This is a genomic window from Streptomyces sp. NPDC001153, assembly GCF_053598315.1.
Window position 1 is genome coordinate 1 of the sequence record NZ_JBSFJZ010000012.1, and the last position, 13,595, is coordinate 13,595.

General features: G+C 69.7%; 13 protein-coding genes. 4 read left to right on the top strand and 9 right to left on the bottom strand.

The window, feature by feature from the left end; genetic code table 11:
* Window positions 1-116: 116 nt before the first annotated feature.
* The 3 genes from ACWDEN_RS15490 to thyX all read right to left on the bottom strand — a co-directional run bounded on the left by ACWDEN_RS15490 (window position 117) and on the right by thyX (window position 3,861).
* Complete coding sequence (locus ACWDEN_RS15490) at window positions 117-1,802, bottom strand: ribonuclease J (RefSeq protein WP_450859383.1); 1,686 nt, start codon at window positions 1,800-1,802, stop codon at window positions 117-119.
* 166 nt (window positions 1,803-1,968) lie between these two features.
* Entirely contained in the window at window positions 1,969-2,868 is a 900-nt protein-coding gene (gene dapA / locus ACWDEN_RS15495; protein WP_351613954.1) for a 4-hydroxy-tetrahydrodipicolinate synthase, read from the bottom strand.
* A 243-nt stretch (window positions 2,869-3,111) separates the two neighbouring features.
* On the bottom strand, window positions 3,112-3,861 hold the full coding sequence (gene thyX / locus ACWDEN_RS15500) for an FAD-dependent thymidylate synthase (RefSeq protein WP_351613951.1): 750 nt from the start codon (window positions 3,859-3,861) through the stop codon (window positions 3,112-3,114).
* 187 nt (window positions 3,862-4,048) lie between these two features.
* On the opposite strand from thyX, the gene ACWDEN_RS15505 reads away from it, so the two are divergent.
* From ACWDEN_RS15505 to ACWDEN_RS15515, 3 genes are all read left to right on the top strand, one after another.
* Entirely contained in the window at window positions 4,049-4,285 is a 237-nt protein-coding gene (locus ACWDEN_RS15505; RefSeq protein ID WP_351613949.1) for a hypothetical protein, read from the top strand.
* Window positions 4,286-4,375: 90 nt separating this feature from the next.
* Window positions 4,376-4,930, top strand: a complete 555-nt coding sequence (locus ACWDEN_RS15510) for a hypothetical protein (RefSeq protein WP_351613947.1) — start codon at window positions 4,376-4,378, stop codon at window positions 4,928-4,930.
* Between the two features lie 136 nt (window positions 4,931-5,066).
* Entirely contained in the window at window positions 5,067-5,783 is a 717-nt protein-coding gene (locus tag ACWDEN_RS15515; protein ID WP_351613944.1) for an SDR family oxidoreductase, read from the top strand.
* Between the two features lie 10 nt (window positions 5,784-5,793).
* Here ACWDEN_RS15515 and ACWDEN_RS15520 read toward each other — a convergent pair whose 3' ends face one another.
* The 5 genes from ACWDEN_RS15520 to rpsO form a co-directional block, all read right to left on the bottom strand.
* Entirely contained in the window at window positions 5,794-6,246 is a 453-nt protein-coding gene (locus ACWDEN_RS15520; protein ID WP_351613941.1) for a tetratricopeptide repeat protein, read from the bottom strand.
* Window positions 6,247-6,260: 14 nt separating this feature from the next.
* Window positions 6,261-7,013 carry a 4-hydroxy-tetrahydrodipicolinate reductase gene (dapB, locus tag ACWDEN_RS15525; protein WP_351613938.1) on the bottom strand — a complete coding sequence of 251 codons (753 nt, stop codon included), beginning with the start codon at window positions 7,011-7,013 and terminating at the stop codon, window positions 6,261-6,263.
* A gap of 32 nt (window positions 7,014-7,045) precedes the next feature.
* Window positions 7,046-8,425 (bottom strand): M16 family metallopeptidase, encoded by a 1,380-nt coding sequence (locus ACWDEN_RS15530; protein ID WP_351613935.1) that lies wholly within the window; start codon window positions 8,423-8,425, stop codon window positions 7,046-7,048.
* On the bottom strand, window positions 8,422-10,641 hold the full coding sequence (locus ACWDEN_RS15535; RefSeq protein ID WP_351613933.1) for a polyribonucleotide nucleotidyltransferase: 2,220 nt from the start codon (window positions 10,639-10,641) through the stop codon (window positions 8,422-8,424). The genes ACWDEN_RS15530 and ACWDEN_RS15535 overlap by 4 nt, the downstream gene beginning before the upstream one ends.
* Before the next feature lie 344 nt (window positions 10,642-10,985).
* Window positions 10,986-11,273, bottom strand: a complete 288-nt coding sequence (gene rpsO / locus ACWDEN_RS15540) for a 30S ribosomal protein S15 (protein WP_030619140.1) — start codon at window positions 11,271-11,273, stop codon at window positions 10,986-10,988.
* Between the two features lie 370 nt (window positions 11,274-11,643).
* Here rpsO and ACWDEN_RS15545 point away from each other — a divergent pair, with 370 nt between their 5' ends.
* The gene (locus ACWDEN_RS15545) at window positions 11,644-11,973 is read left to right on the top strand and encodes a DUF397 domain-containing protein (RefSeq protein ID WP_351613932.1); all 330 of its coding nucleotides are present in this window, start codon (window positions 11,644-11,646) and stop codon (window positions 11,971-11,973) included.
* Between the two features lie 49 nt (window positions 11,974-12,022).
* Here the strand turns inward: ACWDEN_RS15545 and ACWDEN_RS15550 are convergent, their stop codons facing one another.
* Window positions 12,023-13,516: an outer membrane protein assembly factor BamB family protein gene (locus ACWDEN_RS15550; protein WP_351613930.1), complete on the bottom strand. Its 1,494-nt coding sequence runs from the start codon at window positions 13,514-13,516 to the stop codon at window positions 12,023-12,025.
* Window positions 13,517-13,595 lie beyond the last annotated feature (79 nt).

Below are 13,595 nucleotides of genomic sequence, written 5' to 3' on the forward strand. Positions count from 1 at the left end.
TTTCGCGGGGGTTTTGGGGGGGGTGGGCGGGGGGGGGCCGCCCAATCACCTTTCGGGGGGGGCGCCCCCCCCCCCCCCCCCCCCCCCCCCCGCTCGGGTGATGCTCCGACGGACCGTCAGACCTCCACGACCACAGGGAGGATCATCGGCCTGCGGCGATAGGTGTCCGAGACCCACTTGCCGAGGGTGCGCCGGATGAGTTGCTGGAGCTGGTGCGGCTCCACGACGCCGTCCTGGGCGGACCGCTCCAGCACTTCCGTGATCTTCGGGATGACGTCGGCGAAGGCCGAGTCCTCGATGCCGGAGCCGCGCGCCTGGACGTGCGGGCCACCGGTGATCTTGCCGGTGGACGAGTCCACGACGACGAAGACCGAGATGATGCCCTCGTCGCCGAGGATCTTGCGGTCCTTGAGGGCCGGCTCGCCGACGTCGCCGACGGAGAGGCCGTCGACGTAGACGTAACCCGCCTGGACCTTGCCGGAGATCTTGGCCTTGCCCTCGACCAGGTCGACAGCAACGCCGTCCTCGGCGATGACGATCCGGTCGTGCGGGACGCCCGTCAGCGCGCCCAGCTCGGCGTTGGCGCGCAGGTGGCGCCATTCGCCGTGGACGGGCATGAGGTTCTTCGGGCGGCAGATGTTGTAGAAGTACAGCAGCTCGCCCGCGGACGCGTGGCCGGAAACATGCACCTTGGCGTTGCCCTTGTGCACGACATTGGCGCCCCAGCGGGTCAGACCGTTGATGACCCGGTAGACGGCGTTCTCGTTTCCGGGGATGAGTGAGGACGCCAGGATGACCGTGTCGCCGTCGACGATCCGGATCTGGTGATCCCTGTTCGCCATCCTCGACAGCGCCGCCATCGGTTCGCCCTGGGAGCCCGTGCAGACCAGGACCACCTCGTGGTCGGGGAGGTCGTCCAGCGTCTTCACGTCCACGACCAGTCCCGGGGGCACCTTCAGGTACCCCAGGTCCCTCGCGATGCCCATGTTGCGGACCATGGAGCGGCCGACGAAGGCGACCCGGCGGCCGTATTCGTGGGCCGCGTCCAGGATCTGCTGGATGCGGTGGAAGTGGCTGGCGAAGCTCGCCACGATGATCCGCTTGCGGGCGCCGGCGAAGACCTGCCGCAGCACGTTGGAGATGTCGCGCTCGTGCGGAGTGAAGCCCGGGACCTCGGCGTTCGTGGAGTCGGTGAGCAGGAGGTCGATGCCCTCCTCGCTCAGCCGGGCGAAGGCGTGCAGGTCGGTGAGGCGGTTGTCCAGCGGTAGCTGGTCCATCTTGAAGTCGCCGGTGTGCACCACCATGCCGGCGGGGGTGCGGATGGCGACGGCCAGCGCGTCCGGGATGGAGTGGTTGACGGCGATGAACTCGCAGTCGAAGGGGCCGACGCGCTCACGCCGGCCCTCGGCCACCTCGAGGGTGTACGGGCGGATCCGGTGTTCCTGGAGCTTGGCCTCGATCAGGGCGAGGGTCAGCTTGGAGCCGATCAGCGGGATGTCCGGCTTCTCGCGGAGCAGGAACGGGACACCGCCGATGTGGTCCTCGTGGCCGTGCGTGAGGACGATGCCCTCGATGTCGTCGAGACGGTCCCGGACGGACGAGAAGTCCGGCAGGATCAGGTCGATTCCGGGCTGCTCCTCCTCGGGGAAGAGCACTCCGCAGTCGACGATCAGCAGGCGGCCGCCGTACTCGAAGACCGTCATGTTTCGGCCGATCTCACCGAGACCGCCGAGCGGGGTGACGCGCAGGCCGCCCTCCGGGAGTGGCGGAGGCGGGCCGAGTTCGGGATGCGGATGACTCAAAAGACTCTCCTCACCACACGCGCCACGTACCGGTCGGGCACGTGGCGCGTGAGACGTTCGTGCAGAAGCAGTTGTCGTTGTGGGGTGCGGGCACCGGTGGCCCGCTTCTTCTGTTGTTCTTCAGTTGCTCTTCAGTTGTGAAGCCCGTGTGGTGCCAAGTCCGTTGTCAGAGCTGTACCCCGCCGGCGGCAAGATCGATCTTGAGCTGGGCGATCTCCTCGGGCGAGCACTCGACCATGGGCGAGCGCAGCGGGCCCGCGGGCAGTCCCTGGAGGGCGAGCGCGGCCTTGGTGGTCATGACGCCCTGGGTGCGGAACATGCCGGTGTAGACCGGGAGCAGCTTCTGGTGGATCTCGGTGGCCTTGACGACGTCACCGGACGCGTACGCCTCGACGAGGGCGCGGAGGTCCGGCGTGACCAGGTGGCCGACGACCGAGACGAAGCCGACCGCGCCCACGGAGAGCAGCGGGAGGTTCAGCATGTCGTCGCCGGAGTACCAGGCGAGGCCGGACTGGGCGATGGCCCAGCTGGCGCGGCCGAGGTCCCCCTTGGCGTCCTTGTTGGCGACGATCCGGGGGTGCTCGGCGAGCCGGACGAGGGTCTCGGTGTTGATCGGGACGCCGCTGCGGCCGGGGATGTCGTAGAGCATGACCGGCAGCCCGGTGGCGTCGGCGACGGCCGTGAAGTGCCGGTACAGGCCCTCCTGCGGGGGCTTGTTGTAGTACGGCGTGACGACCAGCAGGCCGTGGGCGCCGACGTGCTCGGCCTGGCGGGCCAGCTCGATGCTGTGGTGGGTGTCGTTGGTGCCGACGCCGGCGACGACGTGGGCACGGTCGCCGACGGCCTCCAGGACGGCCCGTACGAGGTCCGATTTCTCCGCGTCACTGGTGGTGGGGGACTCGCCGGTGGTGCCGTTGATGATCAGGCCGTCGTTGCCTGCGTCCACCAGGTGCGTGGCGAGCCGCTGCGCGCCGTCGAGGTCGAGTGCGCCGTCCGCCGTGAAGGGCGTGACCATGGCGGTGAGGACCCGCCCGAAGGGGGTCTGCGGAGTCGAGGTCGGAGCCATGGGTAACACGCTACTCGGTGCTCCCTGTGCGGTCTGCCCTCGGGGGGTCGGGAAAGTCAGGACAAATGCGGAGCCCGGCACTGCCTGCTCGGGGGTTCAAGCAGTGCCGGGTCCGTTTGATCAGGCTAGATGAACTTCTCCAAATGCCGCAATACGGACACTTCGCGCGGCTGATCCGTACATCCGTTCCTGATGGGGGAACAGGGCTTCGTAGGCCTTTCTTACGGGGTCACGCACCCGTGCTTACGGAGCCACGCGCCCGTTCGCGTTGAAGGCGGCGTACGTCAGCGGCATGAGCTTCGCCCACTCCGCCTCCATCTTCTCGCCGACCATCTCGATCTCCCGCTGCGGGAAGGACGGCACCTTGGCCAGCTCGTGCTGGGTGCGCAGGCCGAGGAAGTGCATCAGGGAGCGGGCGTTGCAGGTGGCGTACATCGAGGAGTAGAGGCCGACGGGGAGGGCCGCGCGGGCGACCTCACGGGCGACGCCCTCGGCGAGCATCTTCTGGTAGGCCGTGTACGCCTGCTCGTACGACTCCCGCAGGGTGCTGGTGACCGCGTCGTGCTGGGCCGGGGTGCCCTCGACGAAGACGTACTTGCCGGGGCGGCCCTCCTGGACCAGCTTGCGGTCGGTGCCGGGGACGTAGAAGACCGGCTGGAGCTCGCGGTAGCGGCCGGACTCCTCGTTGTAGGACCAGCCGACGCGGTGCCGCATGAACTCGCGGAAGACGAAGATCGGGGCACTGATGAAGAACGTCATCGAGTTGTGCTCGAACGGGCTGCCGTGCCGGTCGCGCATCAGGTAGTTGATCAGCCCCTTGGAGCGCTCGGGGTCCTTCTTCAGCTCGTCCAGGGACTGCTCGCCGGCGGTGGAGACGCGCGCGGCGAAGAGGACGTCGGCGTCCGAAGCACTGGACTTCACCAGGTCGACGGTGACGTCACTGCGGAACGTGAGCGACTCGGGGGTGGTCACGGGGGTTGGGGTCCTTCCCATCACAGCTGTGGTTCGCGCCCACCTTACGGGGCGCCCGCCCGGGCCACGCAGTACCCGGCCACCCACGGCGGTACCGGACCTCAAAAATCCCACCACGGATTTTTTCCGACATGGGCACCTTTTGTGTCACTCGAGCGTCTGTACCGGTGACACCCAGTCGTTCGACCCCGAAAGGAGACGTACCGCGATGTTCCGTCGGCGCGAGCCCGTACCCTTCGCCTTCCTGGCCCAGACGGACAGGTTCCGCAGCAATGTCACTCCCCCGCCCCGTCCGCGGGCGTCCTTCGGGGAGATAGCCGGGCGCTCGCTGCTGGGGCTCACCCTCGTCGCCGGGCTGGTGGGGGCCCTGATCCTCGGTATGCCGGCGATGTCCACGCCGTCCAGTACGCCGACGCAGCAGTCCCAGGCCTCGCAGGGGCACTGACTCTTCCGGCTGCCCAGGGTGGTGGGCGGGAACAGCGGCGGATAACCTCACCGGGCACAGCCCACGCACGCATGCGAATGAGGACCAGCCGTGCCCCTGTCCTTCCTGACGGCCGACCGCACGTTCGAGGCCGCTTCCGAGAGTGCGCTGCCGTACGACGACCGGGAGCGCTGGCGGCGCCCCTACCGGCCCGGTCCCTGGCGTGTGGCTGTGGCGGCGCTGGTGCTGCTGCTCGCCTCCTTCGTGCTGTTCGCGGCGGTGGTCATCGCCCTGACCGGCTCGGTGTCCTCCGCCGGCGCGATCCTCGTCGCGGGGCTCGTGGTGATCGCCGGCGCACTGCGGCTGCTGCGCATGGGCGTGTGGGTGAGCGGGCGCGGGCTGCGCCACGTCGGCTTCCTGGTGACGCGTACGGTGCCGTGGGCGCGGGTGGTCTCGGTGCGGACGGTGCAGCAGCCGGTGCGCTGGCTGGGGCTGCCGCGGACGGTGCAGGGGCAGGCGCTGGCGCTGGTACGCAAGGACCGGCCGGCCGAGGACACCGAGCCACTGATCACCACGCACACCCTGGACTTCCTGGGCCGCCCGGTCGCCTTCGACCGTGCCGCGGACACCGTGGAGGCGTGGGCCGCGGAGAACCGCCCCCACTGACCCCGGACCATCCCGGAGGGGCGGTCCGGATGCTGCGGGGCGGCTTCCTTCGGCGTCCCGGGCCGGGGGCACGGCACGCAGGGCCGGTGGAGGCATCGGCCGTGAGGTGTTCACGCGCAGGGAAGGGAGACCGCTGTTGTCCGGACGTACCGTGCTGATCACCGGAGCGTCGAAGGGGATCGGCCTGGCCACCGCACACCGCCTCGCCGCCCGGGGACACCGGGTGCTGGGAGTCGCCCGCAGCGCCCCGGACGGTGATTTCCCGGGCGTGCTGCACGCCTGCGACCTCGCCGATGCGGAAGCCACCCGCGCGTTGCTGGAGACCGTGACACGGGCGGAGCGCGTGGACGCGGTCGTCAACAACGTCGGCATCGCCGTGCCGGAACCGCTGGGCGAGATCACGTTCGACACCCTGCGGGCCGTGTACGACCTGAATGTGCGCACCGCCGTTCAGGTCACCCAGGCCTGCGTCGGCGGGATGCGCGAGCGCGGCTGGGGCCGGATCGTCAATGTGACCAGCCGCTCCGTGCACGGCGCGCGCCGGCGCAGCAGTTACGCGGCGGCCAAGAGCGCGCTCGTGGGCCTGACCCGGACCTGGGCGCTGGAGCTGGCGGCGGACGGGGTGACGGTCAACGCGGTGGCTCCCGGTCCGGTGGAGACCGCCCTCTTCCGCGCCTCGCACCCCGTGGGCGGCGCGGAAGAGGCCAGGGTGCTGCGCTCGGTGCCCGCGGGCCGCTTCGGCCGCCCGGAGGAGGTGGCCGCGGCGATCGCCTTCCTGCTGAGCGAGGACGCCGGGTTCATCACCGGGCAGCAGCTCGGCGTGGACGGCGGGGGCAGCATTCCCGGGCGGTGAGAACCGGTGCCTAGGCCTCGGCCGGCCTGCCGTCGTGCAGGGCGATGGCCCTCTGCATCGCCTTGCGGGCGCGCGGGGTGTCGCGGGCGTCGTGGTAGGCGACGGCGAGCCGGAACCAGCAGCGCCAGTCGTCGGGGGACGCCTCGGTCTCGGCCTTGCGACGGGCGAAGACCTCGTCGGCCGAGTCGCGGTCGATCCGGCCGCTGGGCAGGCGTTTCAGCTCGTCGACCGGCAGGCCGCCCTGGGCGTCGAGTTCGGCGGCCAGGGCGTTGGCCCTGCGGACGAACTGGGTGTTCTTCCACAGGAACCACAGGCCGATGACCGGCAGGATCAGCACCGCGACCCCGAAGGTGACGGTGAGGACCGTGCCGGACTGGATGAGCATCACGCCGCGGCTGCCGACCAGGACGAAGTAGAAGACCAGGACGGCGGCCGTGACGAGGTAGGTGATCTTCGCGCGCATCGGAGACTCTGTACTCAGCTCAGGTCCAGGAAGTGCTCCAGGCCGAAGGTCAGGCCCGGAGTGGTCACGACGCGGCGGGCGCCGAGCAGGATGCCCGGCATGAAGCTGCTGTGGTGCAGGGAGTCGTGGCGGATGGTGAGGGTCTCGCCCTCGCCGCCGAGCAGCACCTCCTGGTGGGCCAGGAGGCCGCGCAGGCGTACGGCGTGGACCGGGATCCCGTCGACGCTGGCGCCCCGCGCGCCGTCCAGGGCGGTCACCGTGGCGTCCGGCGCCGGGGCCGTACCGGCGGCCCGGCGGGCCTCGGCGATGAGCTGGGCCGTGCGCGTGGCCGTACCGCTCGGCGCGTCCACCTTCTTGGGGTGGTGCAGCTCGACGACCTCGACCGACTCGAAGTACGGCGCGGCGATCTGCGCGAACTTCATCGTCAGGACCGCGCCGATGGAGAAGTTCGGCGCGATGAGCACACCGGTCTCCGGGGACTCCGCGAGCCAGCCCGTCAGCTGCGCGAGGCGCTCCTCGGTCCAGCCGGTCGTGCCCACGACCGCGTGGATGCCATGGTGCACGCAGAAGTCGAGGTTGTCCATGACGGAGTCGGGGGTGGTCAGCTCCACGGCGACCTGGGCGCCGGTCTCCGCCAGGGTCTGGAGCTTGTCGCCCCGGCCGAGGGCGGCGACCAGCTCCATGTCCTCGGCGGCCTCGACCGCCTTGACCGCCTCGGAGCCGATCCGGCCCCTGGCACCGAGGACCGCCACGCGCAGCTTGCTCATCTCTTGCTTCCTTAGGGGTGACCGGGAGGTGGTTAGGCGACGGCGTCGTGCAGCCGCGCGGCCTGCTTGTCCTTGAGCGGGCCGATGACCGACAGCGACGGGCGCTGTCCCAGGATGTCGCGGGCGACCGAGCGGACCTCGTCCGGGGTGACCGCCGCTATGCGGTCCAGCATGTCGTCGACGGACATCTGCTCGCCCCAGCACAGCTCGCTCTTGCCGATGCGGTTCATCAGCGCGCCGGTGTCCTCCAGGCCGAGGACGGTGGAGCCCTGGAGCTGGCCGATGGCGCGGGCGATCTCGTCGTCGGTGAGGCCGTTGACGGCGACGTGGTCGAGTTCGTCGCGGCAGATCTTCAGCACGTCGTGCACCTGGCTCGGCCGGCAGCCGGCGTACACGCCGAACAGGCCGCAGTCGGCGAAGCCGGAGGTGTACGAGTACACGCTGTAGGCCAGGCCGCGCTTCTCCCGGACCTCCTGGAAGAGGCGGGAGGACATGCCGCCGCCGAGGGCGGTGTTGAGCACGCCCATGGCCCAGCGGCGGTCGTCGGTGCGGGCGAGGCCCGGCATGCCGAGGACGACGTGCGCCTGCTCGGTCTTCCGGCCGAGCAGCTCGACCTTGCCGGAGGTGCGGATCGTACGGCTGCCGTCGCGCGGGCCGACGGGCCGTGCGTCCAGGTTCTTGAAGGCACCGGCCTTCTCGAAGGCCGCGCGGACCTGCCGTACGACCTTGTTGTGGTCGATGTTGCCGGCGCAGGCGACCACCAGGTGGGTGGGGTCGTAGTGCTTCCTGTAGAAGCGGCGGATGCGGTCGGCGGTGAGGGCGTTGACCGTGTCGACCGTGCCGAGGACCGGGCGGCCGAGGGCGTTGTCGCCGAACATGGTGTGCGCGAACAGGTCGTGCACACAGTCGCCCGGGTCGTCCTCGGTCATGGCGATCTCTTCGAGGATCGCGCCGCGCTCGACGTCGACGTCCTCCTCGACGATGAGCGAGCCGGTCAGCATGTCGCAGACCACGTCGATGGCGAGCGGCAGGTCGGTGTCGAGCACGCGCGCGTAGTAGCACGTGTACTCCTTGGCCGTGAACGCGTTCATCTCGCCGCCGACGGCGTCGATGGCGGAGGAGATGTCCAGCGCGCTGCGCTTCTGCGTGCCCTTGAAGAGCAGGTGCTCCAGGTAGTGCGTGGCGCCGTTCAGGGCCGCCGTCTCGTCGCGGGAGCCGACGTGCGCCCAGATGCCGAAGGTGGCGGAGCGGACCGAGGGCAGGGTCTCGGTGACGATGCGCAGGCCGCCCGGGAGGGTGGTCTTGCGGACCGTGCCGATGCCGTTCTGGCCCTTGATGAGGGTTTGGGTACGGGCGACGGCCCGCGCCTCCGAAGAGGGGCGGGCCGTCACCTTGGAGCTACGGGACGTCACTGCTCGGCGTCGTCCTTGTTCTCGTCGGAGCCTTCCTCGCCCTCGATCACGGGAACGAGGGAGAGCTTGCCGCGGGAGTCGATCTCGGCGATCTCGACCTGGACCTTCTGGCCCACGCCGAGGACGTCCTCGACGTTCTCCACGCGCTTGCCGCCGGCCAGCTTGCGGATCTGCGAGATGTGCAGCAGACCGTCCTTGCCGGGCAGCAGGGAGACGAACGCACCGAAGGTGGTCGTCTTGACGACCGTACCGAGGTAGCGCTCGCCGACCTCGGGCATCGTCGGGTTGGCGATGCCGTTGATCGTGGCGCGGGCGGCCTCGGCGGAGGGGCCGTCGGCGGCACCGATGTAGATCGTGCCGTCGTCCTCGATGGTGATCTCGGCGCCGGTGTCCTCCTGGATCTGGTTGATCATCTTGCCCTTGGGGCCGATGACCTCACCGATCTTGTCGACCGGGATCTTGACGGTGATGATCCGCGGGGCGTGCGGGCTCATCTCGTCGGGCCGGTCGATGGCCTCCATCATCACGTCGAGGATGTGGAGGCGGGCGTCGCGGGCCTGCTTGAGGGCCGCGGCCAGGACGGAGGCCGGGATGCCGTCCAGCTTGGTGTCGAGCTGGAGGGCGGTCACGAACTCCTTGGTGCCGGCGACCTTGAAGTCCATGTCGCCGAAGGCGTCCTCCGCACCGAGGATGTCGGTGAGGGTGACGTAGTGCGTCTCGCCGTCGATCTCCTGGGAGATCAGACCCATGGCGATACCGGCGACGGGGGCCTTCAGCGGCACACCGGCGTTCAGCAGCGACATGGTGGAGGCGCAGACGGAGCCCATGGACGTCGAGCCGTTGGAGCCGAGGGCCTCGGACACCTGGCGGATCGCGTAGGGGAACTCCTCGCGCGTGGGCAGCACCGGCACGAGCGCGCGCTCGGCGAGGGCGCCGTGGCCGATCTCGCGGCGCTTCGGGGAGCCGACGCGGCCGGTCTCACCGGTGGAGTACGGCGGGAAGTTGTAGTTGTGCATGTAGCGCTTGCGGGTCACCGGGGAGAGGGTGTCCAGCTGCTGCTCCATGCGGAGCATGTTGAGGGTGGTGACGCCCAGGATCTGGGTCTCGCCACGCTCGAACAGCGCGGAGCCGTGCACCCGCGGAATGGCCTCGACCTCGGCGGCCAGCGTGCGGATGTCGGTTACACCGCGGCCGTCGATGCGCTTCTTCTCCTTGATGACGCGCTCACGGACCAGGGTCTTGGTCAGCGAGCGGTACGCGGCGGAGATCTCCTTCTCGCGGCCCTCGAACTCCGGCAGGAGCTTCTCGGCGGCGAGCCCCTTGACGCGGTCCAGCTCGGCCTCGCGCTCCTGCTTGCCGGCGATGGTGAGCGCCTGGGCGAGCTCGGGCTTGACCGCGGCGGTCAGGGCCTCCAGGACGTCGTCCTGGTAGTCCAGGAAGATCGGGAACTCGCCGGTCGGCTTGGCGGCCTTGGCGGCGAGGTCGGACTGGGCGCGGCACAGGACCTTGATGAAGGGCTTGGCAGCCTCCAGACCGGCGGCGACGACCTCCTCGGTCGGCGCCTCGGTGCCGCCCTCGACCAGCTTGATGGTGTTGTCGGTGGCCTCGGCCTCCACCATCATGATCGCGACGTCGCCGTCCTCCAGGACGCGGCCCGCGACCACCATGTCGAAGACGGCGTCCTCGAGCTCGGTGTGCGTGGGGAACGCGACCCACTGGCCGCGGATCAGCGCGACGCGGACGCCGCCGATCGGGCCGGAGAAGGGCAGACCGGCCAGCTGCGTGGACGCGGACGCGGCGTTGATCGCGACGACGTCGTACAGGTGGTCGGGGTTGAGCGCCATGACCGTGCAGACGACCTGGATCTCGTTGCGCAGGCCCTTCTTGAAGGACGGGCGCAGCGGGCGGTCGATCAGGCGGCAGGTGAGGATGGCGTCCTCGGACGGCCGGCCCTCACGGCGGAAGAAGCTGCCGGGGATCTTCCCGGCCGCGTACATCCGCTCCTCGACGTCTACCGTGAGCGGGAAGAAGTCGAGCTGGTCCTTGGGGTTCTTGGAGGCGGTGGTGGCCGACAGCACCATGGTGTCGTCGTCCAGGTACGCCACGGCGGAACCGGCGGCCTGCTTGGCCAGACGGCCCGTCTCGAAGCGGATCGTGCGGGTGCCGAAGGCGCCGTTGTCGATGACGGCCTCGGCGTAGTGGGTCTCGTTCTCCACTAGCGTTTTCTCCGTTACATATCGTCTTTCGTCCCTTGGCTGCCCGTGTGGCAGGGGGACGGTGGTGGAGAAGCGCGCCGTCTGGTGCGGGCCGGTCTTCGATCGAAGCACCCGGGGCTCGCTTCCCCCGGGGGCCACTACCGAGGACCGGCGGCGGCGAGGTGCGCTTCTCGTCGTTCGTTGTCGTGCGTTGTCGTGCTGTGTCGTGCGTATTGCGTTGTGCTACCACACTACAAAGCGTGAGTGACACTCCGCACGTTTCCGCATGCGCGAGGAAGACCTCGCACGTACGACGAAGGGAGCGGTCCCGGGGTCCTGCCGGGAACCGCTCCCTTCACGGCGTCTTACTTGGCGCCAGCCGCACCACGGCGGATGCCGAGGCGGTCGACCAGCGTACGGAAGCGCTGGATGTCCTTCTTCGCCAGGTACTGCAGCAGGCGACGGCGCTGACCGACCAGGATCAGCAGGCCACGACGGGAGTGGTGGTCGTGCTTGTGGGTCTTGAGGTGCTCCGTCAGGTCGGAGATCCGACGGGAGAGCAGAGCGACCTGGACCTCGGGGGAGCCGGTGTCACCCTCCTTGGTACCGAACTCGGCGATGATCTGCTTCTTCGTAGCGGCGTCGAGCGACACGCGTACTCCTCATAGTCTGTTGAGTGCCACCGAGTGCCCCCGGTCTACGTCTCGGGGGAGCTTCCGTTACTCGGGAGGCGGGATCCGCTGGGCGCGGCCTCCAGAACCTTTTCGAAGGGCTCCGGGGGTGCGTACACAAACGGCCGTCACTCAGGGTACCAGCACGGTTCGGCCGTCCGTGTCACCGGTCGCGGTCGCCGGTCGCGTCGGGCGTTCCAGACCAGGAGGGCCGCGATCACGACGACCAGGACGACGACCGTTGTCCACACTCCTCCGGGCGTTGACCAGGCTGTTTCACCGTACGCGCGCGTGCCGTCCCAGTAGGGTGACAGCGCAACGCTGTCCGTGAGCCGAAGGGGGCCGCTTCACCATGGCCGAGACACAGGGCACGAGCGCCGGGGCACCGGCGCCGGAATCGCAGGAAGACGTCAAGGCGCGCAAGGAGCGGGAACGGGACGAGCTGTACGCGCTCGACATCTCCGGCGTGGAGTGGCACTGCGCGCCGGGCACGGAGGAGCACGAGGAGCGGGTCGAGATCGCCTACCTGCCCGGCGGGGCGGTGGCGATGCGCTCCTCCCTCGACCACGCCACCGTGCTGCGTTACACCGAGGCGGAGTGGCGGGCGTTCGTACTGGGGGCGCGGGACGGGGAGTTCGATCTGGAGCCGTCGGAGCGGAACGGGGGGCTTGCGGGGCAGTGAGCGACATCGCGAAGGGGGCGGCACGCGTGCGTGCCGCCCCCTTCGCACGTCAGTGCTTCAGCCCCGCACTGCCGACTCCGATCACCGACAGCACCGGGTTCTTCGGATGGACGACGTCGCGTGTCAGCATGCGGCGGGCGAAGAAGGCGTGTCCCTGTTCGTACAGGATGTCCGACTGCTCCGGGTCACTGAGTTCACCCTGGTCGTCCGCCGGGAGGTGGAACAGGAGGTACGGGGTCTCCTTGTCGGTCCGGAGGTTCCAGTCCACCACGGCGGCCGGCTGGACGTCGTCCTCGGTGGTACGAAAAATGATCAGGTCGTCGCCGTTCATGCGGACGGGAACGACCCGCTGGAAGGGCCGGCCCTCGAACTTGGCGACGGCGGTGCCCTTCTTGAGGTCGAAGGCGGTGATCTGGTTCTCGGGCTTCCTGACGACGTCCGCGGTGTCCTTGCTCATGACGAAGACCCGGTCGCGGCCGACCACCATGGCGTAGCACTTGTCGACGGCGTCGAAGTAGCCCTCGACGTTGCCGCCGCACTTGGGGTCGTAGCCGTTCATCGAGATGGTGGCCAGCCGCGCGCCGTTCTTCGGATCCAGAGTGATCAGGTCCGTGACCCGGTAGTCCCCCGCCTCGACGGCGATCACGGGCGGGTCGGCCGACGGCAGGTAGATGCTCCGTAGACCGTTGCTGACCGAGTACCGCCACAGAACCTTGCCGGTGCGCGGCTCGAGCTTCTCCACCCGGTAGGTGGGGGCGCTGGAGTCGCCGCACTTGACGAGGGCCAGCAGGGCCGCGCCGCCGGCGTAGGCCGAGTCGTGGCACTGGGACGTGCCGAGCGTGTTCCACAGCCGCTTGCCGCTGTCCATGTCGTACGCCACCGACCCCTCGCCCCAGGCGATGGCCACGACGCCCCGCGCCAGGGAGATGTCGGTGCTGGTGATGGAGGCGGCGTCGGCCGCCGGCACCTTCTCCTGCCAGAGCTTCTTGCCGGTGCCGAGGTCGACCATGAGCACCTCGTCACAGGCACCGCTCTGGGGGGTGTCGGTGTGCCCGGGTTCCACGGCCACGGCGGTCCGGCCGTCGGCGGTGACGTCGCGGCTGACGGCGCAGACGTGGCCGCCGAGTTGGAGGGTCCACGCCTTCGCGGTCCCGTCGGGGTCGGGCTCGATCCTGTAGCCCTCGATGCGGTCGGCGAGAGCCCGCGCGACGATCTTGTCCGTGGCCCAGGTGGCGGGCGCGAACCGCTGCTGGTTGCCGGTGAGGCCGCCTTCGTTGTGCTGGACGACGACCTGGCCCTCCGGTGAGACGGGGGCCTTCTCCACGGTCTCCCGTATCGCGTCCGGGGCCTGCTCGACCCCCGTGGTGTCGGTCCCCTTCGTGCGGCTGCCCGAGTGGTACCAGAGCAGGCCGGCGCCGATGCACAGGATCGCCGCCACCACCGCGGCGACCGTGCCGAGGACGCGCCCGCGCCGACCGGCCCGCGGCCGGTCCGCCGCCGGCGCGGACTGGGGGTGCATCGACGGAGGCGGGCCGAAGCTCACGCTGAAAGGTCCTTTCGGTAACGGCCGCGCAGATCGTCGCGGGTGACTACGCGGGTGACCGCGGTTGCGCCGCACGTGA